Below are 19,762 nucleotides of genomic sequence, written 5' to 3' on the forward strand. Positions count from 1 at the left end.
GCAGTATCGAGCCCGTGACCGATCAACTCTCCCTCGATCCCGTCTCCGCCGCCATCGCCGAGTGCGGGCTCGTCGCCGTCCTGCGTGCGCCGACCGCCGACGGGTTCTCCGCGGTGGCCGACGTCCTGGTAGCCGCCGGTGTCACCGCTCTCGAGGTCACCCTGACCTCGCAAGGTGCGCTGGAGGCGATCTCCGGCCTGCGACGGCAGCTGCCCGACTCGGTGGTGATCGGCGCCGGCACGATCCTGACCGACGAGGACGCGAAGGCGGCCGTCGACGCGGGCGCGACCTTCCTCGTCTCGCCGGTGAGCGGCCTCGGCCCGCAGCCGGTGCCGTTCTATCCGGGCGCGTTCAGCCCGACCGAGGTGTTCGCGGCGCACCGGGCCGGTGCCCCGCTGATCAAGCTGTTCCCGGCGGGCGGGCTCGGCCCCGGCTATCTCAAGGACGTGCGTGGCCCGCTGCCCGAGGTGCGGATCATGCCGACCGGCGGCATCGGCCTGGACGACATCGCCAAGTGGCTGAGCGCCGGTGCGGTCGCGGTCGGTGTCGGCGGGCCACTGATCGGCGACGCCGCCACCGGGGGCAGCCTCACCGCGCTGGCCGCCCGGGCCCGGCACGCGGTCGACGCCGTCAGCTACGCGCGCTCATGACCGGTCTGCTCACTCTCGGTGAGGCGATGGGCATCTTCGTCGCCGACGGCATCGGCCCGCTCGACCGGGCCCGCGGCTTCACCCTGGGGGTCGCCGGCGCGGAGAGCAACGTGGCCATCGGTGTCGCGCGGCTCGGTGGCGACGCGACGTGGCTGGGGCGTCTCGGCCCGGACGCGACCGGCGCGCTCATCGTGGCACGGCTGCGGGCGGCGGGCGTACGTGTCCTGGCCCTCCCCGACGAGGCACACACCGGCCTGATGATCCGTTACCAGCGGTCGAGCCGGTTCATCCAGGCCGACTATCACCGGGCCGGCAGTGCGGGCTCGCGCCTGACCCCGGCCGACGTGCCGGCCACCGAGATCGCCGCAGCCGGGATCGTGCACGTCACCGGCATCACCCCGGCGCTGAGCGACACCTGCCGGGCGGCCGTGTTCCACGCCGTGGAGCAGGCCCGGGCGGCCGGCGTCCCGGTGTCGGTGGACGTCAACTACCGGGGCAAGTTGTGGCCGGCCGCCGAGGCCGCCCCCGTGCTACGTGATCTGGTGTCGCGCGCCGACGTGGTGTTCGCGTCGCCGGAGGAGGCGGCGCTGTTCGTGGACTCCGACGATCCGGTCGACGGTCTGGCGAAACTGGGCCCGGCCGAGGTGATCGTGAAGGACGGGGCGCGCGGCTGCGTGGCCCTGATCGACGGGGAACGGCACGCACTCCCGGCGCTGACGGTGACGGCGGTCGACACGGTCGGGGCCGGTGACGCGTTCGTGGCCGGCTATCTGGCCGACCGGCTGGCGGGGGCGGGAGCGCAGCGGCGGCTGCGGACGGCGATCGCCGCGGGCGCTTTCGCGGTCACCGTCCCGGGTGATTGCGACGGCCTGCCCGACCGGGCTGAGCTGGCAGCTCTCTCCGGCGGCGACATCCTCCGCTGATTCGGTGGGTTAGGGCGCGGAGGGAGCGGGTACCGATTGCACGACGGCAAATTCATCGATCCGAGGAGGCCGTTATGCAACCGACGCCGTTCACTCCGTGGACATGGCGGGAGCCGTCGCCGCTGGGCAACGACCCGGTGACGGCGGAGGCCGCCGACGAGTACGGGACGACCGGCGTGGACCTGGTCGGCTACAAGGTCGAGGCCACCGATGGACACATCGGCTCGATCGACAAGGCCAGCTACGACGTGGGCAGCTCGTTCCTGGTGGTCGACACCGGACCGTGGATTTTCGGGTCGAAGGTTCTCCTTCCGGCCGGCACGGTCCAGACGTTCGACCACGACGAGCGGAAGGTGTACGTGGACCGGACCAAGGAGCAGATCAAGAGCTCCCCGGAGTACGACAAGGACACCTTCGAGACGCCGGAGTACCGGGAGCAGGTCGGCGACTACTACACCGGTAGTTACCGCGACTACCCTCGCTGATCCTCGCCAGAACCCGCCGCCCCGCCCGTATCCCCCACGGGCGGGGCGGCGTGTCGTATGTCCAGGTAGTCCGACAGCCGGGCCGATCCGGTCAGCATGGCCCGGCTGCGGGCGGTGAGCCTGGCCCGCCACTGCGCGATCGACGCCGTCAGCGGCCCGGGCCCGCCGGCCGCGCGGACCTGCGCGATCACCGTCGCGATGTGCTCGAGGAGGTAGCCGCCCCGGCGTAGTAGATGGGCCAGCTCGGCGTCGCGGACGTCGTCGGGGGAGTAGATCCGGGCGGTCCGCGACCGGGCCGGTGCCAGGATCCCGGCGCGCTCCCATTTGCGCAGCGTGGCGGGGGTGACGCCGAGCCGGTGGGCGAGCATGCCGACGGAGACCGGCCGGTCCGGGAGATGCCCGGGCGCCGGCGTCTCGACCAGGGCCGCGGCGACCGCTGTCACGGTGTCGCGGTCGCGGCGCAACTGCACGTGGGCGGCGTCGATCACGGCGAGTGCGGCGTCCAGGTCGTCGCGGAGCACGGCTCGCATGATCTCGCCGGCGGACGGGTAGCCGTACCCCGGAAGCAGCCCGAGGTAGGCGGCGAGCGCCCCCACATGGTCGTCGGTGTAGACCCGGTAGCCGCTCGCCGTGCGCCGGGCCGGCGGGATCACCCCGGCCTCCTCGTAGTTGCGCACGGCCTGCGCCGACAGCCCGTGTGCCCGCGCCAGATCCACCGGCCGGTGAACCCCGTTTTGAGACTTCAGAGGTCGCTCCCCAGGCAAATCATTCAAAAGCTTCAACCGCTGGTTCAACGATACGGTTGAGGTCATGGCTTTCCACACCGAGCTGCGATCCCTGATCTCCGCGCGCCGTCCGCGCCTGCTGGCGCTGGGCGAGCCCTACCACGGCGAGCCGGCGTTTCCCGGCCTCCGCAACCGGATCCTCGAGACCCTCGTCGGCGAGGGCTTCCGCTCGATCGCGATCGAGTCGGACCGGGCCGCCGCGCTCGCCGTCGACGACTACGTGCAGGGCCACCGCGACGACCTGGACCTGTCGACCGGCATCAGCCACGGCTGGGGCGAGCACCCGGCCACCCGCGACCTGGTCGCCTGGCTGCGCGCCCACAACGCCGGCCGCCCGGCGGAGGAGCGCGTCACCCTCCACGGCTTCGACGCCCCCACCGAGATCGAAGCCGCCCCCAGCCCCGCCGTTCACCTGCGGAAACTCCGGGACTATCTCGGCGTCGCGGCACCCGAGCTGGACGACCTGGCCGGCGAGGACGCCCGATGGACGGCTCCGGAGATCATGTACGACGCGGCGCGATCACCCGGCCGGTCACCGGAGGCTGCCGCGCTGCGAGGTCTGGCGGAGGATTTCACCACCATCTTGTACGGCCACGCGCCCCGCCTCATCCAGGAGACATCCCCGCGTGCCTGGCATCAGGCGAGGGTGCTGGCTGCCACGGCGATCGGGCTGCTCACGTACCACGCGGCGATGGCCGGCCCGGGCAGCCAGTCGGAGCGGATCGGCCGCCTCCTCCAGACCCGCGACGTGCTGATGGCCCGGAACCTGCTCGACATCCTGGAGTCCGAGCGGGACCGTGGCCCGGTCCTGGTCGCCGCCCACAACACCCACCTCCAGCGCGGCCCGAGCCGATGGGAGACCCACTGGGAGGGTGTCGACTACGCGGCCGAGTGGTCCGGTGCCGGTTCGATAGTCTCCGCGGTGCTCGGCGACCACTACGTGTTCGTGGCCGGGAGTCTCGGCGCGAGCGGTCCCGCCGGGCTGGACGTGCCCGGGCCCGGCACCTACGAGGAGCGGCTCGGCCCCGAGACCGGCATCTTCCCGCCACCCACCGGCGGCGACCAGCGTGACACCGATCTGCTCGGCCACTTCCCGCTGACGGCCGCTCTGGTCGAGGGCGCCGACGCGATCCTGCACATCGGCCACGGGCCGGGCGCCGCCGTCGCCGCCCGGATCAGCGGCCTGCCCGGCGTGACCGGGACCCGCATCGAGCCCGGCTCCGAGATGCCGCCGTACACCTGGGGTGACCGGTTCTTCTTCGCCGGCGAGGACCGGATGCGCCCGTTCGCCACGATCGTCGGGCACGACGTCCCGGACTTCGACGAGCGCTCGGCCCTCTCCGCCGACGGCCGCCACCGGCTCAACATCGAGGTCGGCCGGGACGAGTTCCGGAACCTGTTCGGCTACGGCCCGGAGGAGTTCGCCGCACACCAGGAGGAGATCGACTTCGCCGAGACGGACCGGCTGATGCCGCACCCGGCCTACGCGGTGCAGGGCTGGGCCTGTGTGGTGAACCCCGGCCCGGGGACCGCCGAGGAGGTCGCCCGGCTGCTGGAGCGGGCCCGCACCCGGTCGGCGGCCCGGCAGCGCTGACCGGATCGTTCCGGGCCCGGGCGTGATGATGCCTTCTGCGCCCGGCCCAGGAGGCGTTGGATTCAGGTATGACAAACGCACTCGTCGTGATCGACGTTCAGGAGTCCTTCCGCGCCCGGCCGCTCTGGGCGACGACTGACAACCCCGACGTGGCGAAGAAGGTGGGACAGCTCGTGGACGCGGCCCGCGCCGCCGGTGACCGGGTGATCTGGGTGGTCCACGCCGAACCCGGAACCGGTAACACCTTCGACCCGGCCAGCGGACACGTGCGGGTGATGGACGAGCTGTCCCCGGCCGAGGACGAGCCGCTGCTGACCAAGACGGTGCACAACGCGTTCACCACGACCAACCTCCAGCACCTGCTCACCGTGGCCGGCGTCCGCTCGATCACGGTGTGCGGCCTGCGGACCGAGCAGTGCGTGGAGACCACCGCCCGGTTCGCCTCCGACCTCGGCTACGAGGTGACGTTCGCCATCGACGCGACCGCCACCAACCCGATCCCGCACCCGGACGCCCCCGCCGGCCAGACCGTCGAGGAACTGCTGGCCGATCCCCGTACGCTGTCGGCGGCGGACGTGGCGGCCCGCACCGTCTATGCGCTGTCCGGCCGTTTCGCCACCGTCAAGACCGTCGCCGAGATCATCGGCGACTGACCGTCCGGATCGCCCGGCGGGGAGTTGGGGGTTGACCGGATCGTGAACCGGGTGCTGTTCGTCCTCACCCCGCAGGTACACCTGCTCGACCTCGCCGGCCCGGCGCAGGTGTTCTCCACCGCGCCGGGCTACCGGCTGCACTACGTGGCCGAGGCGTCGCCGGTGCCGACCTGGCAGGGTGTGCCGCTCTGCGCCGAGCTGGAATGGCCGGCCCTCGACGCCGGTGACCTGCTGCTGGTGCCGGGCTGGCGCAGTGGCTACGGCTTCTTCACCCCGGCCACCCTGGAACGGATCGCCGCCCACCACGCGGCCGGTGGCACTGTCGCGAGCGTCTGTGCCGGTGCCGACGCCCTGGGCCGGGCCGGACTGCTCGACGGGCGGCGCTGCACCACCCATCACGATCTGCAGGACGCGTTCGCACGCCGCTACCCGAAGGCGACGGTCACCCGCGACGTCCTCTACGTCTGCGACGACCGGGTCGTCACGTCGGCCGGCATCGCCAGTGGCATCGACCTGGCCCTGCACCTGGTCGCCCAGCGGCACGGCCCGGCGATCGCCGCCCGGGTGGCCCGCGAGATGGTGGTCTACGGCCGCCGCAACGGTGACGAACAGCAGAACAGCGCCATGCTCCGGCACCGCGCCCATCTGAGCGACGTCGTGCACCGGGTGCAGGACCGTATCGACGCCGACTTCGCCGCAGTGCTCCCGCTCGCCGGGCTGGCCGCCGGAGCCGGAGTCAGCGAACGCACCCTGACCCGCCTGTTCACCGCCGCGACCGGCCGAACCCCGCTGCGCTACCAGCAGTTGCTCCGCCTGGAACGAGCCGAGTACCTGATCGGCCACGGCTCGACAGCCGAGTCCGCGGCCCGCGCGGTCGGCTTCACCGACGCCCGCATGCTCCGTCGTCTACGAGCCCGCTGAAGATCAACCCTCGTCACCCGTTCCGGGGCAGCGGGAGCCTCCGAGGTCGTAGCGGTGCCGGTGGAGGGGGTGACGTCTTGGGCCGCACTCGGCCCGGAAGTCGCCATCGGTCCGGACCGGCGTCTGCCTTGTCCGGACCGGCACGGGAATTGTGTGGCCGTACAAGATAATGAATCAACGGGAACGGCCGGGCCCGTCTGGCACCGGGGCCCGGCCGTTTCACCGGTGGTTCGCGCTCACGCGGGGGGATAGCGATGGGGGGTCGCTCCGCGGAACGGCGAACCGCTATTTGTAGGTCACGTTGGCGGTCGTGAACTTGCAGTTGGTTCCGTCGCCTCCGGTGCTCGCCTTGTAGGTGGCGACCTTGGTGGGTTCGGCGCCGGTCTTGTTGCCCTTGTAGGTGACGCAGATGGAGATCTTCTTGCTGCTGTCACCGATGATCGTGATGCCGGAGAAGGTGGCGGTGTCGCCGAAGTTCGAGTTGATGCCGACCAGGCTGGAGCCGGGGGCGGTGACCTCGATGTTCTTCAGTACGACGGCCCGCTTGTACTGGGTCGAGCAGTTGCCGCAGGACCGGTAGAGCTTGCCGAAGTCGCTGACCGCGAAGCCACTGATCGTCAGGGTGCCGCCGCCGTTGTGCTGGAACACCTTGTCGTCGGCGCCCTTCGCGCCACCACCGGTGACCGTGTACTTCGCGCTGGAGCCGCCCTTGAAGGTCGCCGCGTCCTCGCCGACGTTCTCCCACCACACGTTGGAGATGGTGCAGGAACCGAGGCAGTGCACGCCGTCGGCGGCCGGGGAGCCGATGATGACGTTCTTCAGGGTCGCGCCGTCGGCCAGGGTGAACAGCGGGTCCTGGCCCTCGTCCTGGTCGTCGGTGCCGAGCGCGCCGCTGCCGACGTAACGTTTCAAACCGCCGTCGAGTGTCCCGGAGACCGCCTTGGTCGCGGTGAGCTTCACCGTGCCGGTCGCGGTCGGCCAGGTCGCGGCGGAGGCGCCCTGCGTGTAGACGACCGCACCGAGGCCCAGGCCGACGGAGGCGATCGCCACGACTCCGGCACGCCACCGCTTCCGCAGATTCTTGAACACGATCGGCCTTTCATGGGGATGAGGATCGGGGAACGAGATAAATGCTCGCGCCCATTAGCAGCCCCTGTCAACTCGCTTAATCAATAAATTAACCAGCGAATTGAAAATGAATGGAGAAATGCATTCCACTGATTAAGTGTGCATTTCGCGCGGAAAGGTTGCCTGTAATTTTGAGCTACCCTCCGGCTACGGAAAGTCGATATCGGTGTCGTCCGCGACGTCGCCGACCGGGACGATCCGGACCGGGTTGGCGCGCAGGTAGTCGCGGGCGCCCCGGTCCCCGGTGGCCGACGCCGACACCCCGGCCCAGTGGTCGCGGCCGAGCAGCACCGGATGCCCCCGCCGCTCGCCGTAACCGCCCATGACCAGCGCGCCCGGAGCGGCGTGGGCCAGGATCCGGCGGACCGCCGCGGCCGGGACACCGGGCATGTCCACCAGCAGCACCACCACCGCCGTCGCATCGGTCGCCGCCAGTGCGGCCAGGCCGGCCCGCAGTGACGAGCCCATGCCGGTCGCCCAGTCCGGGTTGACCACCGTCGCCGGCAGATCGGGCGCGGCGGCCCGGACCTCGTCGGCCGCCGCGCCGAGCACCACGGTGACCTGCGCGCAGCCGGCCTCGTGCAGTGTGGCCGCGGCCCGCTGCACGAGGAGCCGGCCCTCGTACCGGACCAGCGCCTTCGGCATGCCGTAGCGTCGGCCCGCCCCGGCCGCCAGCACCAGTCCCGCGACCGTCATCGCGGCAGTGCCAGACCCCGGACCGCGGCCAGCGGCAACGCCGTCCTCGGGTGGTAGGCGGTCCGCCACAGCCCGCCGTGCGCCGCCGCGACCGCCTCGTCCTCCCACGCCGCCGGGGCCGCCGACCGCGGCTTGCGGATCTGGTGCACCAGCAGCAGCGCCATCAGGCGGCTCGCCGTCTCCGGTTCGAAGATCTCCACGTCGAAAAGGTGGGCACCCGCGTAGGCGGCGGCGAGCAGGCGATTGCTGATCACCGATCGGGTACGCGTCGGCGGCGCCACCGCGAAGCTGACCACCCCGTCGCGGCGGGTGAGCGTGGCCCGCCAGCGGTGGATGCGCTTGGCCAGCGCGTAGTTCGGGCCCTGCTGCGGGACCAGGCTGTCGTTGAGACCGGGGACCTCGCCGCACGGGTAGTTGGGGCGCAGCAGCCGGCCCCCGGACACCACAGCGCCCAGCTTCGATCGGGTGGAGCGGGCCGCGTACCGCGCACGGGAGTGGGTGACGGCCGCTTCCGGCGTCGCGTACACGTCGGTCGGGGTGGCCAGGAACGCCAGCGCCGTGTCGTGCCGGTGGTGCCGCAGGTGCGTGCCGAGCGCGTCGACGGCCGCCGCGAGCAGCGGGTACGCGCCACCGGGGGCGTACACGTAGTTGCCCAGGACCAGCCGCCCGTCGAAGCCGAGCACCCACTGCGCCACCGCGCCCAGGTCACCGAGCAGGTCGGCGCCGGGGGTCGTACCGCTCACCGGGGCGAGCAGCCGGCCGGCCGTGACCTTGCCGCGCACCCGCTGCCACAGGTCGTCCCGGGGCAGGTCGAGGGCGAGGACCGTGCCGCCCCAGCCGAGGAACGAGCCGACCGGGCCCATCTCGGTGCCGGCCCCGGCCGCGACCAGGGTCTGATCGCTCAGGTCCAGCCAGTCCGGCGACCCGGCCACCTCCCGGACCGCGTCGGCGCAGGACTCCTCGATCACCCCGGCGGCCACCCAGGCGTCCAGCCGGCGCAGCAGGGCGTCGCCGCGCAGCAGCTCTCCCCGGTACGGCAGGACGACCTCGGTCTCCGGCCGGCCCTCGCCGGTGACCTCGACCGTCTCCAGCGGACGCTCCGGCGCCGCCATCAGTGCCTGGGCCAGCGTGAAGTCGCCGTCGTCACGGCGGAACCGGATGCGGGCCTGCACCGACGCCAGGCCGGCCTCGGCGATCTCGTAACCGGCCGTGCCGTCGGCGGCCAGCCCGGCCTCGACCAGGGCCTTGAAGTGGCGCGGGTAGCCGCGCCGCCAGTCGGTCTCGCGCTCGGCGGCGGCAGCGGCGGCCGGATCCACGGACCGCAGCGCGTCGGCGACGACGGCCCGGCCGAACGCCGTGCTGGAGGGTCGTCCGGTCTCGTCGGAGGGGAAGTTGATCAGGGGGGCGGTGTGATCCACCGCGCCAGTATCGCCGCCTCCTACCAGGGGAGGAGAAGCCCTCCTTCGACCGGCCGCCGATGCGGCCCCCGGACGGACGATCCGGCGGCTGGAACGGGCGAGGGTGAGTCCATGACCACCATCGATTCACCCACTGCGGGAAGCGCGCCCGCCCTGCGGAGCGAGGCCCGCTGGAACCGGCCGCTGCTCTGGCTCACCGCCGCCTCAGCGGTGCTGGCCCTCATCGCCCTGACCGGGATCTTCGTCGACGATCGGATCCTCACCGGCGTACCGATCTGGCTCAAGCCGTTCAAGTTCGCCGTCTCGTTCGTGTTCTACGCCTGGACGCTGGCCTGGATCCTGGCGATCCTGCCGCGCCGCAGCCGTGCCGGCGAACGGGCCGGCGTCGTCATCCTCGGTGTGGCGGTGGTCGAGCTGACCATCATCGTGACCCAGGTGATCCGGGGGACGACCAGCCACTACAACGTCAGCACCCCGCTCGACGAGCTGCTCTGGGACATCATGGGCCCGTCGATCATGGTGCTGTTCTTCGCCCAGGTGGTGATCGCGGTGGCCGCGTTGCGGCAGCGGATCCCGGACCGGCCGGCCGCGTTCGCGATCCGGCTCGGACTGGGCATCTCCCTGCTCGGCATGGCGATCGCCTTCATCATGACCTCGCAGATGACCGACAGCGGACTGATCGGCGCGCACTCGGTCGGCGTGCCGGACGGCGGGCCGTCGATGCCGGTCACCGGGTGGAGCACCACCGGCGGGGATCTGCGGATCAGCCACTTCGTCGGGCTGCACGCCCTCCAGGCGGTCCCGCTGCTCGCCTTCGGGCTGGGGCGGTGGACCCGATTGACGGAACAGGCCCGGGCCCGGCTTGTGCTGATCGGCGGGAGCGCGTACGCCGTACTGGTGATCCTCCTGACCTGGCAGGCGCTGCGCGCGCAACCGCTGCTGCAACCGGACGGCCTCACCCTCGCCGCGTTCGGCGCCCTGGCGGCCGTGACCGCCGTCGCGGGTGTCGCCGCCACCAGGGGTCGTCCGTGACCGCGACCCTGTTCGACCTGACGTTCCTGCTGGCCGCGCCCTTCTGGGCGTTGATGATCCTGCTGCCGAAGTGGTCGTGGACGACCCGGATCGTGCGCAGCCCGCTGATCGTGTTGCCGATCGTGGCGATCTACGCGGCGCTGATCGTCCCGGATTTCGCGAACGTCTGGTCGAGCGTGTCGAACCCGACCCTGGACGGGGTGGCCGAGCTGCTCGGCTCCCCGGCCGGGGCGGCGGCCGGATGGGCGCACATGATCGCCTTCGACCTGTTCGCCGGCCGATGGTCCTACCTGGACAGCCGGGAGCGTGACGTCCCGGTCCTGCTGATGGCGCCGATCCTGTTCCTGACCATCATGCTCGGGCCGATCGGGCTGGCCACCTACCTGGCGGTGCGACCGCGCCGGCCCGAGCGCCTAGGCTGACCGGCATGGGCTGGGCGGGTCGCCTCTTCAACGCGCGGGAGACGCTCCCGCGGATGCTGCTGCTCATCCTCAGCGGCATGGCCTACCTGCTCGTCATCTGCGGGACGCAGACGCCGCCGACCGGGCCGCAGTGGGTGCTCGCCGGTCTCGCGTTCGCGTCCGGGATCCTGCTGCACCGGCGCCAGCCGATCAACCTGCTGGTGCAGACGGTTCTCTTCGGGGTGGCCCTGGCGATCCTGGAGGACTCGACGATCAACCAGGTGGGCACCGCGTGGGCGCTCGGCGAGCTGGCCTTCTGGGCGCCGCGGGCCGTCCACGTCGTGGCCGGCGCGGTCATGGTCGGGGTGACCTATCTCGTGTTCGGGCTGCCGGGTTCGGGAGTCACCCTCTTCGAGGCGCTGGTCGGGCTGGCCACCAGCCTGGGCACTCCGATCCTGCTCGGCGTGGTCGGGCGGACCACCCACGAGCTGGGGCAGCAGGCCGCCCGCCGGGCGGAGTCGGAGCAGCGTGCCGCCCGCGCCGACGAGCGCGCCGCCATCGCCCGTGAGCTGCACGACGTGGTCGCCCATCACATCGCCTCGGTGGTGCTGCGGGTCGGCGTGGCGCGGCACGTCCTGCCGGGGCTCGACCCGAGGGTGACCGACGTCTTCGACGACGTCCACCGGACCGGGACGGAGGCGCTCACCGATCTGCGGCAGCTGGTCGTGGTCCTTCGCGACCCCGAGGGGGTACGGGGTGACGCCGCCCTGACCGCGATCGAGCCGTCGGCCCTGCCCGCGGCCCTGGACGGCGCGGTGGAGAAGGCCCGCCTGGCCGGTGTGATCGTGGAGGCGGAGGTCGACCCGGCGATCGGCGCCCTGGACGCGGTGCGTGGCCTGGCCGTGCTCCGCCTCACCCAGGAGGCGCTGACCAACGTGGCCAAGCACGCCGGCTCGTCGGCCACGGCCGTGCTGCGGGTCGGTGTCAGCGGCTCCGATGTGGAGTGGTCGGTGACCGACGACGGTGGTCTGCCGGCCGGCCACCGCAACGACCTGGTCGGTGGTGGTCACGGGCTCACCGGCATGCGGGAGCGGGTCGAGGTGCTGGGCGGGACCCTCACCGCCGGCCCGGAGGGGAAGGGATGGCGTGCGAGCACGGTGCTGCCGGGATGATCCGGGTGCTCCTGGTCGACGATCAGCAGCTGATCCGTGCCGGGTTGCGGATGCTCTGCGACGCCGAGCCCGGCATGGAGGTGGTCGGTGAGGCCGGTGACGGGCGGGCCGCCGTGGAGCTGGCGGCCCGGCTGGTGCCCGACGTGATCGTGATGGACCTGCGGATGCCCGGGGTCGACGGGATCACCGCGACCAGCCGGATCGTCGGGGCGCGCCCGGCGGCCCGGGTGCTGGTGCTCACCACGTTCGGTGACGACGACCACCTCTATCCGGCGCTGCAGGCCGGCGCGTGCGGTTTCCTGCTCAAGGACGCCCCGCCGGAGGAGCTGCTGCACGGCATCCGGCAGGCCGCCACCGGGGAGAGCCCGTTCAGCCAGGACGTGTTGCGCCGGCTGGTCCGCCGCGCGGTCGACGCCCGCCCCGAGCCGCGCGGCCGGGTCGAGGGGCTGACCGCCCGCGAGCGGGAGGTGCTCGACCTGGTCGGTGAGGGCCTGAGCAACACCGAGATCGCCGACCGCATGCACATCGGCGTGACCACGGTGAAGACGCACATCACCGCGCTGATGACCAAGACCGGCAGTCCCAACCGGGTCCGCCTGGCCCTGCTCGCCCACCGCGCCTGACTCCTCAACCGGGGGGTTCCGCGACCGATCACCCCGGGCATGCGTAAGTGGATCGCCGCGGCGGCTGCCGCCTCCGTCATCGTGTCCCCGGTACCGGCGCAGGCCGCTACCGCCGAGCCGACCGGCCGTTACATCGTCACGTTGAAGGACGGCGTGCCGGACGTCCTCGCCGGCCGTCTGCTGCGTCAGTTCCGGAGCTTCCCCGGATACGTCACCGAGATGACCGCGGCCCAGGCGGCCCGGGTCGCCGCCGACCCGGCGGTCCGGCACGTCGAGGCGGACCGGAAGGTCGCCCTGACCGGCACGCAGAAGAACCCCACGTGGGGCCTGGACCGCATCGACCAGCGGAGTAGGTCGCTCACCAAGAGCTACCTGCCGTCGGCCGACGGCGACGCGGTGCACGCCTACGTCATCGACACCGGCATCCGGACCAGTCACCAGCAGTTCGGCGGCCGGGCCGTCTCCGGCTACGACTTCGTCGGCCGTGACGCGAAGGCCGACGACTGCAACGGTCACGGCACGCATGTGGCCGGCACGATCGGCGGGTCCTCGTACGGCGTGGCCAAGAAGGTCAGGCTGGTCGGCGTCCGGGTGCTGGACTGCGAGGGCCAGGGTTACATCTCCGACATCATCGACGGCATCGACTGGGTGACGCAGAACGCGGAACTGCCAGCGGTGGCCAACATGAGTCTCGGCGGCGGTTACAGCCCAGCGCTGGACTGGGCCGTGGAGGACTCGATCGCGGCCGGGATCACCTACGTGGTGGCGGCCGGCAACGAGGACACCGATGCGCGGCTGGGCAGCCCGGCCGACGTGCCGGCGGCGATCACCGTGGCGGCGACCGACAGCAGGGACCGGCGGGCGTCGTTCTCCAACTACGGCGGCGGGGTGGACATCTTCGCGCCGGGCGTGAACATCAAGTCGGCGGTCTCGGCGAGCGACACCGCCACCGCGAAATACAGCGGTACGTCCATGGCGTCGCCGCACGTGGCCGGCGCGGCCGCGCTGCTCCTGGACGCCAATCCGTCCTGGACCCCGGCGCAGGTGCAGGCCAAGCTGATCGCGAACGCCACGAAGGGCAAGGTCACCGACCGGGCCGGCGCACCGAACCGGCTGCTCTTCGTCCCCGCGCCGCCGAAGGCTCCGGTGATCGCCACCGGTCAGACCCCGCAGGGCTGGGTGGGCACCCCCTACACCACGCGGCTGACGCTGGCGGCCGGCCGTCGCGGCAGCTGGAAGCTCGACTCCGGGACGCTCCCGGCCGGTTTGACGCTCTCCTCGTCCGGGGTGATCTCGGGTACGCCGGAGGTCGCCGGCCGGTACACGGTCACGGTCCGGTTCACCGACTACGTACCGCAGTCGGTGACGAAGCGGGTGGTCATCCCGCTGGTCGCGGACCTGCCGGTGATCCAGACCGAGGTGCTGCCCGACCTGATCAACGACGTCGGGTTCGAGCAGCGGTTCGACCTGTCCGACAGCCGGGACGGTGTCTGGACGGTGGCGTCCGGTGAGCTGCCGGCCGGGCTGAGCCTGTCGACGGACGGCCTGCTGAGCGGCCTGCCGACCGTTGAGCCGGGCGCTTCCTACACCTTCACGATCCGCTTCACCGACGTCTGGAACCAGGCGGCCAGCAGGACGTACACGCTGACCGCCCGCTGAGTCCGCGAATGCGCCGCCGTCCTCACCAGTCGAGGGCGGCGGCGTATTTCTGTGCGATGGCGGTGGACTCGGGCAGGTCGCTCTCCAGCACCGGGAGGCCCGGCCGGACCACGATGCCGCCCAGCTCGACCAGCAGCTGACGGAGCAGGGCCTCGGCCGCGGCGGCCTGCGGCGCGACACCGGCGGTGACCACCGGGACGGTGAGCTTGCCGGCCAGGGCCTGCGCCGGGAGCTGGTCGAGCAGCACCTTGAGCACGCCGGTGTAGCTGCCCTTGTAGGTGGGCGTGGCCACGACCAGGAGGTTGGCCTCGCTGATCACGGCGAGCGCGGCCCTCGTCGCCTCGTCGCCCGGGGTGAGCAGCCCGGTGCCGAGCGTGCCGACCTCGATGACGTGCGGCTGCGGGGAGCCGAGCTGCTCGGCGATCGCCTCGCCGACCGCGACGGCCAGCGTCGACGTCCTGGATCCGGCCCGGGGGTTGCCGGACACCACCACGATTCCCGTCATGTCGGTGTGACCTTTCCTGGAGTTCAGCCGGGGTCCGGCGCGTGACCGAAATCCTAGTTCCCCGATAGGGAATTGTCACCACGGAGGATATGATGCCTGCCACTGCCTATCTAACTGATAGGAAATGTATCCTTGCGGCACCCACCGTGTCCCGCCTGAAGGAGTGCTCATGTCCGTCCTGGCCGTCGCCCACCCGCACGCCACGTACCCCCGCCCGGTCCTGCTACGGCCGGTGCCCGACCCGCCGCCGGAGCAGCAAGTGGACGATGACCAGGCCCCCGTGACCGTGACGATCAGCATCGCGGGCGGGGCCGGTGGCCGGGAGCGCGTGCTCGCCGCGCTGCGGGAGCTGGTGGACGCCGCCGGCGCCACCACCGCCGTCGAGCTGGACGGTGTGCCCGCCGTCCCGGCCGGTGCGGGTGCCGCCGAGATCCGTCTCGACCCGCGGGCGCGCACCGCGTTCCGTGGCGGCAAGCTGCTGGAGCTCAGCCGCCTGGAGTACGACCTGCTCCTCTTCCTGGCCCGTCACCCGCGTCAGGTGTTCAGCCGTTCACAGCTGCTCACCCACGTGTGGGGGCACCGGCACACCACGAACCGGACGGTCGACGTGCACGTCAGTCGCCTGCGGACCAAGCTTGACGACCCGGAGCTGATCACCACGGTGTACGGCCTGGGCTACCGGCTCGCCGACGACGCCCCGATCGCCGTCGTCGAGCGGTAGTCAGGATGTAACCGTGTGTCGATGTAGCCGCCGCGCCGGCCGGTGACCCCGAGGTCGCCGGCCGGTTGCGTTTCCTCCGGCTTCATCCCGAACGGGTAATAGGTCCGCGATATGCAAGGGTTGTTTTAGCTGTTCAGGAGCTTGTTGATCGACGTTTGATGATCGTTAACAACTCTTGCCATCAGATAGAGAGATTTAAATACTTGCGAGCACGCGGTGCGCCGGATCGGGCGTACCGGCCCCTACCCGTTCCCCCTGGGAGGAACCGTGCTCAACCCGAAGCTTCGCCGACCGATCGTCGGCCTTGCCGTGGGCATCCTCGTCGGAAGCGGACTCGCCGCCACCCCCGCCGCGGCCGCTCCGATCGCCGACCCCACGGCACTCGCCAACACCCTGGATGCTCGTCTCGGCGCCCGTGACGCGGGCTCCTATATCGACGCCTCCGGCCGGCTCGTCGTCAACGTGACCGACGCCGCCACCGCCGCCGAGGTGAAGGCCACCGGCGCCACCCCGCGCTTCGTCGCCCGCAGCGGCGCCACGCTGGCCGCCGCCGACGAGAACCTCAAGGTCAACCTGAAGACCCCGGGCACCGCGTTCGCCGTCGACCCGGTCACCAACCAGGTCGTCGTCTCGGTGGACGAGAGCATCACCGGCGCCAAGCTCGCCGCGGTCCAGGCGACCGTCGCCAAGCTCGGTGACGCCGCCCGCATCGAGAGCGTCCCCGGCAAGATCAGCCTGCGGATCTCCGGCGGCGACGCCATCTACGCCCCCAGCGGCGGCCGCTGCTCGCTCGGCTTCAACGTCCGCAACAGCGCCGGCACGTACTACTTCCTGACCGCCGGCCACTGCACCAACATCTCGTCGACCTGGACCAACGGCTCGGCCACCCTCGGCACCCGGGCCGGCACCAGCTTCCCGGGCAACGACTACGGCATCGTCCGCTACACCAACACCACCATCACGAAGACCGGCGGCGTCGGCACCTCGGTCGACATCACCTCGGCGGCCACCCCGGCCGTCGGCGCGACCGTCACCCGCCGTGGCTCCACCACCGGCACCCGCTCCGGCCGGGTCACCGCGCTCAACAGCACGGTGAACTACGCCGAGGGCTCGGTCTCCGGTCTGATCCGCACCACCGTCTGCGCCGAGCCCGGCGACAGCGGCGGCTCGCTCTACTCCGGCTCGGTCGCGCACGGCCTCACCTCCGGTGGCAGTGGCAACTGCACCAGCGGTGGCGTCACCTACTTCCAGCCGGTCGTCGAGGCCCTGAGCGCGTACGGCGTCTCGGTCTTCTGACACGCACCTGCGGCCCGGCGGTGACGCCCATACCGTGAGCTCTCCGAACAGGGCCGGGCCGATACGGACACCCGCCCCCGATCCACTGGATCGGGGGCGGGTGTCGTGTATCACAATCGGTGAATGACCACAGTGCACAGCAGCCGTAAGGTGCAACGGGACGGGAAGGCGCCGGGCTGCCCGGTCCGGGTCGGTGACGACGGCGTCTGGCACATCCAGGACTACGCCACCGCGCGGCAGTTCCTGCGGCACACCGACACCCGCCAGGCCGGTCTCGGCATCGAGAACGCGTTGCGCCACCAGCACCGGATGCGCCTGCCGATGCTCTACCGGGACGGGCCGGAGCACCGTGAGCAGCGACGCCAGACCGCCCGCTACTTCACCCCGAAACGGGTCGAGACCGCCTACCGGGACCTGATGCACCGGCTCGCCGGCCAGCAGTGCGAGGTGTTGCGCCGGCGCGGGGCGGCCGACCTGTCGGCGCTCTCCTTCCAGCTCGCGGTGGCCGTCGCCGCCGAGGTTGTCGGTCTCACCGAGAGCCCGCCCGGGATGCCGCAGCGGCTCGACCGGTTCTTCCGCATCCCCGACCCGGACGCCCGGGGACTCGCGGCGGCCCGGCAGAAGGCGTTCAACAACTTCGTCCTGCTGTCGTTCCTCTGGCGCGACGTGCGCCCGGCCGTCGCCGCCCGCCGCCGGACCCGCCGCGACGACCTGATCTCACATCTGATCGACGAGGGCTGCTCGCTCCCCGAGATCCTCGGCGAGTGCGTCACCTTCGCGGCCGCCGGCATGGTCACCACCCGCGAGTTCATCACCGTCGCCGCGTGGCACCTGCTCACCGACGAGTCGCTGCGCGCCCGCTACACCGCCGCTGACCCGCCCGGGCGGGCCGCCGTCCTGCACGAGATCCTGCGGCTCGAACCGGTCGTCGGCGACCTGCTCCGGTGGACCACCGCCGACGTCGAGGCCGGCGGCGTCACCATCCCGTCCGGCGCCCGCGTCGAGGTCGGGGTGGCCGCCGCCAACCTGGACGCCGCCGAGGCCGGGGAGCGACCCGGCACGGTCTGCCCCGGCCGCCCGGTCGGGGCGGGCCTCTCCTTCGGTGACGGCGCCCACAAGTGCCCGGGCGCCCACATCGCCATCCAGGAGACCGACATCTTCCTCAGCCGGCTCTTCGCGATGCCCGGCCTGCGGATGATCCGGGAACCGACCGTGACGATCCGGCCGGACATCGCCTCCTACGAGATCAAGGGCATGATCCTGGCGGTCTGATCACGCGTGGTCGTGGGTGCGCTCCTCGCCACGGCGGCGCAACATCTTCAGCCCCGGCAGGCCGGCGATCGCCAGGTGCAGGTCCTCGGTCACCTCGAGCAGCTTGTGCAGGTCGGGCCCGACCTGGTCGAGCTTGCCCAGCAGCGGCATCACGTCGTGGACCAGGTGCCGCTGGAGAGCCGGCAGCTCGTCGATCATCCGGATCGCGGCGGTCACCTCGTCGGGGGTGAGCTCGGAGACGAACCGGGCGGCCAGCGGGGCGGCCTGGCGCAGGGTGGGCGAATAGTCACCGACCATCCCCTCGACCTCGCCGGCGACGGAACCGGCCCGGGTCACGATCGAGGAGGCGTCGTCGACCGTGGCGCCCGCCCGGGTCGTCAGGGAGGTGACCTCGTCGACGGCGGCGGCCGCCCGGGTGGAGATCGCGGTGACCCCGTCGACGGCGGCGGCCGCCGCGGTGGTGATCGCCCTGGCCCCGGCCACCGCGGACTCCGCCTCGGCGGTCACCGCGGACACCCGCCCGATCAGCTCCTCGGCCTGCGCCAGCGCCAGGCCGGCCCGGGTGAGCAGCAGCTCCGTCTGGCCGATCAGGGCGACCGCACGCACCGGGATCGTGGCGGCGGCGGCCGCCGTCTCGATCACCTTGCCGGCGGCGGCCGCGGTCAGTTGAACGGCTCCGGACACGAGAGAGAACATGCACCCATTGTGCTCCGGTTGCGCACCCTGCGATCGGTGACGGGCTGTGGCCGTGGCGGAGCCGAGCGTCGAAAGTCGGGAATACACAGGATTCAGGTGCGGCATACGGCGGCGCGACACGGCAGTATGCATGGGTGCGACGTTCCCGGAATCTCATCGTGACGGTGGCCGCCCTCGGTATTCTGGGGGGCTCGGTCCTGGTGGCGAAGGGTCTCCTGGCCGACGGCGGCAGCGGTGGGTCCGGTGCCGGAGCCCTCACCGGGGCCTTCCAGAACGAGCCGACGGCGTCCCCCACGCCGACCGGCCCCAGCCCTGAGGAGCTGGCCGCGATCGAGCGGGCGAAACGGGTCAAGGCTCTCGACACGGCGCTGAAGAAGTATGCGGCCGGCAAGCCCGAGTTCTCCGTAGCGGTCTTCGACCGGAAGACCGGCGAGACGTACGCCTACCGCGGCGACGAGAAATACGAGACCGCCAGTGTCGTCAAGGTGCAGGTGCTGGGCTGTCTCCTGCTCACCGCCCAGGACGCCGGCCGCAAGCTGACCAGCAGCGAGAAGGCCCTGGCCGACAAGATGATCCGGTACAGCGACAACGACGCGACGACCTCGCTCTACAACAAGGTCGGCAAGATCAGCGGGCTGTCCGCCTGCAACAAGCGCCTCGGCCTCACCCAGACCAAGGTCAGCGGCTCCTGGGGCCTGACCCGGACGACGGTGAAGGACCAGGTGAAGCTACTCGACCGGTTCGTCGACGAGGAGAGCGAGCTGACCGAGGCCTCCCGGGAGTACGCGCACAAGCTGATGAGCACCGTCGCCCCGGATCAGGACTGGGGCGTCCCGGCGGCGGCCCAGAAGGGCGAGGACGCCACCGTGAAGAACGGCTGGCTGCAGCGCTCCACCGAGTCCAACCTCTGGATCATCAACACGGTCGGCCAGATCACCGACGACGACACCGACGTGTCGATCGCCGTGCTGTCACACACCAACGCCACGATGCCGGCCGGCCAGAGCCTGGTGGAGAAGGTGGCGAAAATGACCCGCACCCATCTGAAGTACTGACCGGAGATGTTCACCGGGCCGGCTCCGTCGGCTCGTGACACCGTTCCCGGTGGTTTCGGTCACTCGACGATCGGCCG

21 protein-coding genes are annotated in these 19,762 nt (G+C 71.6%); 15 read left to right on the plus strand and 6 right to left on the minus strand.

What is annotated here, in order from left to right:
• Positions 1-14 precede the first annotated feature (14 nt).
• The 3 genes from ACFO0C_RS06550 (at position 15) to ACFO0C_RS06560 (ending at position 2,058) form a co-directional block, all read left to right on the plus strand.
• Complete coding sequence (locus tag ACFO0C_RS06550) at positions 15-650, plus strand: bifunctional 4-hydroxy-2-oxoglutarate aldolase/2-dehydro-3-deoxy-phosphogluconate aldolase (RefSeq protein ID WP_378065632.1); 636 nt, start codon at positions 15-17, stop codon at positions 648-650.
• Positions 647-1,573 (plus strand): sugar kinase, encoded by a 927-nt coding sequence (locus ACFO0C_RS06555; RefSeq protein WP_378065633.1) that lies wholly within the window; start codon positions 647-649, stop codon positions 1,571-1,573. Before ACFO0C_RS06550 ends, ACFO0C_RS06555 begins: the two co-directional genes overlap by 4 nt.
• A 74-nt stretch (positions 1,574-1,647) precedes the next feature.
• Positions 1,648-2,058 carry a PRC-barrel domain-containing protein gene (locus ACFO0C_RS06560; RefSeq protein ID WP_378065634.1) on the plus strand — a complete coding sequence of 137 codons (411 nt, stop codon included), beginning with the start codon at positions 1,648-1,650 and terminating at the stop codon, positions 2,056-2,058.
• On the opposite strand, the gene ACFO0C_RS06565 is transcribed toward ACFO0C_RS06560, so the two are convergent.
• The gene (locus ACFO0C_RS06565; protein WP_378066072.1) at positions 2,046-2,804 is read right to left on the minus strand and encodes a MerR family transcriptional regulator; all 759 of its coding nucleotides are present in this window, start codon (positions 2,802-2,804) and stop codon (positions 2,046-2,048) included. The genes ACFO0C_RS06560 and ACFO0C_RS06565 overlap by 13 nt on opposite strands.
• Before the next feature lie 64 nt (positions 2,805-2,868).
• Here ACFO0C_RS06565 and ACFO0C_RS06570 point away from each other — a divergent pair, with 64 nt between their 5' ends.
• From ACFO0C_RS06570 to ACFO0C_RS06580, 3 genes are all read left to right on the plus strand, one after another.
• Positions 2,869-4,437: a DUF6194 family protein gene (locus ACFO0C_RS06570; RefSeq protein ID WP_378065635.1), complete on the plus strand. Its 1,569-nt coding sequence runs from the start codon at positions 2,869-2,871 to the stop codon at positions 4,435-4,437.
• 68 nt (positions 4,438-4,505) lie between these two features.
• Entirely contained in the window at positions 4,506-5,090 is a 585-nt protein-coding gene (locus ACFO0C_RS06575; protein ID WP_378065636.1) for an isochorismatase family protein, read from the plus strand.
• 42 nt (positions 5,091-5,132) lie between these two features.
• Positions 5,133-6,011 (plus strand): GlxA family transcriptional regulator, encoded by an 879-nt coding sequence (locus ACFO0C_RS06580; RefSeq protein ID WP_378065637.1) that lies wholly within the window; start codon positions 5,133-5,135, stop codon positions 6,009-6,011.
• A 285-nt stretch (positions 6,012-6,296) separates the two neighbouring features.
• Here ACFO0C_RS06580 and ACFO0C_RS06585 read toward each other — a convergent pair whose 3' ends face one another.
• The 3 genes from ACFO0C_RS06585 to ACFO0C_RS06595 form a co-directional block, all read right to left on the minus strand.
• Positions 6,297-7,100, minus strand: a complete 804-nt coding sequence (locus tag ACFO0C_RS06585) for a pectate lyase (RefSeq protein WP_378065638.1) — start codon at positions 7,098-7,100, stop codon at positions 6,297-6,299.
• A 186-nt stretch (positions 7,101-7,286) separates the two neighbouring features.
• A complete protein-coding gene (locus tag ACFO0C_RS06590) occupies positions 7,287-7,835 on the minus strand; it encodes a nucleotidyltransferase family protein (RefSeq protein ID WP_378065639.1) in 549 nt (182 codons plus the stop codon).
• A complete protein-coding gene (locus ACFO0C_RS06595; protein WP_378065640.1) occupies positions 7,832-9,253 on the minus strand; it encodes a hypothetical protein in 1,422 nt (473 codons plus the stop codon). Before ACFO0C_RS06595 ends, ACFO0C_RS06590 begins: the two co-directional genes overlap by 4 nt.
• A 111-nt stretch (positions 9,254-9,364) precedes the next feature.
• On the opposite strand from ACFO0C_RS06595, the gene ACFO0C_RS06600 reads away from it, so the two are divergent.
• The 5 genes from ACFO0C_RS06600 to ACFO0C_RS06620 are packed head-to-tail and all read left to right on the plus strand — an operon-like array spanning position 9,365 to position 14,140.
• Positions 9,365-10,285, plus strand: a complete 921-nt coding sequence (locus ACFO0C_RS06600) for a hypothetical protein (protein ID WP_378065641.1) — start codon at positions 9,365-9,367, stop codon at positions 10,283-10,285.
• On the plus strand, positions 10,282-10,707 hold the full coding sequence (locus tag ACFO0C_RS06605) for an ABA4-like family protein (protein WP_378065642.1): 426 nt from the start codon (positions 10,282-10,284) through the stop codon (positions 10,705-10,707). The genes ACFO0C_RS06600 and ACFO0C_RS06605 overlap by 4 nt, the downstream gene beginning before the upstream one ends.
• 5 nt (positions 10,708-10,712) lie before the next feature.
• The gene (locus ACFO0C_RS06610) at positions 10,713-11,858 is read left to right on the plus strand and encodes a sensor histidine kinase (protein WP_378065643.1); all 1,146 of its coding nucleotides are present in this window, start codon (positions 10,713-10,715) and stop codon (positions 11,856-11,858) included.
• Positions 11,855-12,481, plus strand: a complete 627-nt coding sequence (locus ACFO0C_RS06615) for a response regulator transcription factor (protein WP_378065644.1) — start codon at positions 11,855-11,857, stop codon at positions 12,479-12,481. The genes ACFO0C_RS06610 and ACFO0C_RS06615 overlap by 4 nt, the downstream gene beginning before the upstream one ends.
• Before the next feature lie 39 nt (positions 12,482-12,520).
• The gene (locus ACFO0C_RS06620; RefSeq protein ID WP_378065645.1) at positions 12,521-14,140 is read left to right on the plus strand and encodes a S8 family serine peptidase; all 1,620 of its coding nucleotides are present in this window, start codon (positions 12,521-12,523) and stop codon (positions 14,138-14,140) included.
• A gap of 22 nt (positions 14,141-14,162) precedes the next feature.
• On the opposite strand, the gene ACFO0C_RS06625 is transcribed toward ACFO0C_RS06620, so the two are convergent.
• Positions 14,163-14,645: an NADPH-dependent FMN reductase gene (locus ACFO0C_RS06625; RefSeq protein ID WP_378065646.1), complete on the minus strand. Its 483-nt coding sequence runs from the start codon at positions 14,643-14,645 to the stop codon at positions 14,163-14,165.
• A gap of 169 nt (positions 14,646-14,814) precedes the next feature.
• Here ACFO0C_RS06625 and ACFO0C_RS06630 point away from each other — a divergent pair, with 169 nt between their 5' ends.
• The 3 genes from ACFO0C_RS06630 to ACFO0C_RS06640 all read left to right on the plus strand — a co-directional run bounded on the left by ACFO0C_RS06630 (position 14,815) and on the right by ACFO0C_RS06640 (position 17,934).
• Positions 14,815-15,366 (plus strand): winged helix-turn-helix domain-containing protein, encoded by a 552-nt coding sequence (locus tag ACFO0C_RS06630; RefSeq protein WP_378065647.1) that lies wholly within the window; start codon positions 14,815-14,817, stop codon positions 15,364-15,366.
• 267 nt (positions 15,367-15,633) lie between these two features.
• Positions 15,634-16,662 carry a S1 family peptidase gene (locus ACFO0C_RS06635; RefSeq protein WP_378065648.1) on the plus strand — a complete coding sequence of 343 codons (1,029 nt, stop codon included), beginning with the start codon at positions 15,634-15,636 and terminating at the stop codon, positions 16,660-16,662.
• A 123-nt stretch (positions 16,663-16,785) separates the two neighbouring features.
• A complete protein-coding gene (locus tag ACFO0C_RS06640; RefSeq protein WP_378065649.1) occupies positions 16,786-17,934 on the plus strand; it encodes a cytochrome P450 in 1,149 nt (382 codons plus the stop codon).
• Here ACFO0C_RS06640 and ACFO0C_RS06645 read toward each other — a convergent pair whose 3' ends face one another.
• Entirely contained in the window at positions 17,935-18,630 is a 696-nt protein-coding gene (locus tag ACFO0C_RS06645; protein ID WP_378065650.1) for a hypothetical protein, read from the minus strand. It lies immediately after the preceding gene.
• 134 nt (positions 18,631-18,764) lie between these two features.
• Between ACFO0C_RS06645 and ACFO0C_RS06650 the strand changes: the two genes are divergently transcribed.
• Positions 18,765-19,685, plus strand: coding sequence for a serine hydrolase (locus tag ACFO0C_RS06650; protein ID WP_378065651.1), 921 nt, complete (start codon positions 18,765-18,767; stop codon positions 19,683-19,685).
• Positions 19,686-19,762: the final 77 nt, after the last annotated feature.

Source organism: Actinoplanes subglobosus (genome assembly GCF_042650585.1).
GTDB lineage: Bacteria > Actinomycetota > Actinomycetes > Mycobacteriales > Micromonosporaceae > Actinoplanes > Actinoplanes subglobosus.

Coding starts and splice junctions, on each gene's coding strand:
- ACFO0C_RS06555 (WP_378065633.1), top strand. CDS start 647: ATGACCGGTCTGCTCACTCTCGGTGAGGCGATGGGCATCTTCGTCGCC.
- ACFO0C_RS06560 (WP_378065634.1), top strand. CDS start 1,648: ATGCAACCGACGCCGTTCACTCCGTGGACATGGCGGGAGCCGTCGCCG.
- ACFO0C_RS06570 (WP_378065635.1), top strand. CDS start 2,869: ATGGCTTTCCACACCGAGCTGCGATCCCTGATCTCCGCGCGCCGTCCG.
- ACFO0C_RS06575 (WP_378065636.1), top strand. CDS start 4,506: ATGACAAACGCACTCGTCGTGATCGACGTTCAGGAGTCCTTCCGCGCC.
- ACFO0C_RS06590 (WP_378065639.1), bottom strand. CDS start 7,835: ATGACGGTCGCGGGACTGGTGCTGGCGGCCGGGGCGGGCCGACGCTAC.
- ACFO0C_RS06600 (WP_378065641.1), top strand. CDS start 9,365: ATGACCACCATCGATTCACCCACTGCGGGAAGCGCGCCCGCCCTGCGG.
- ACFO0C_RS06610 (WP_378065643.1), top strand. CDS start 10,713: ATGGGCTGGGCGGGTCGCCTCTTCAACGCGCGGGAGACGCTCCCGCGG.
- ACFO0C_RS06615 (WP_378065644.1), top strand. CDS start 11,855: ATGATCCGGGTGCTCCTGGTCGACGATCAGCAGCTGATCCGTGCCGGG.
- ACFO0C_RS06620 (WP_378065645.1), top strand. CDS start 12,521: ATGCGTAAGTGGATCGCCGCGGCGGCTGCCGCCTCCGTCATCGTGTCC.
- ACFO0C_RS06625 (WP_378065646.1), bottom strand. CDS start 14,645: ATGACGGGAATCGTGGTGGTGTCCGGCAACCCCCGGGCCGGATCCAGG.
- ACFO0C_RS06630 (WP_378065647.1), top strand. CDS start 14,815: ATGTCCGTCCTGGCCGTCGCCCACCCGCACGCCACGTACCCCCGCCCG.
- ACFO0C_RS06640 (WP_378065649.1), top strand. CDS start 16,786: ATGACCACAGTGCACAGCAGCCGTAAGGTGCAACGGGACGGGAAGGCG.
- ACFO0C_RS06645 (WP_378065650.1), bottom strand. CDS start 18,630: ATGTTCTCTCTCGTGTCCGGAGCCGTTCAACTGACCGCGGCCGCCGCC.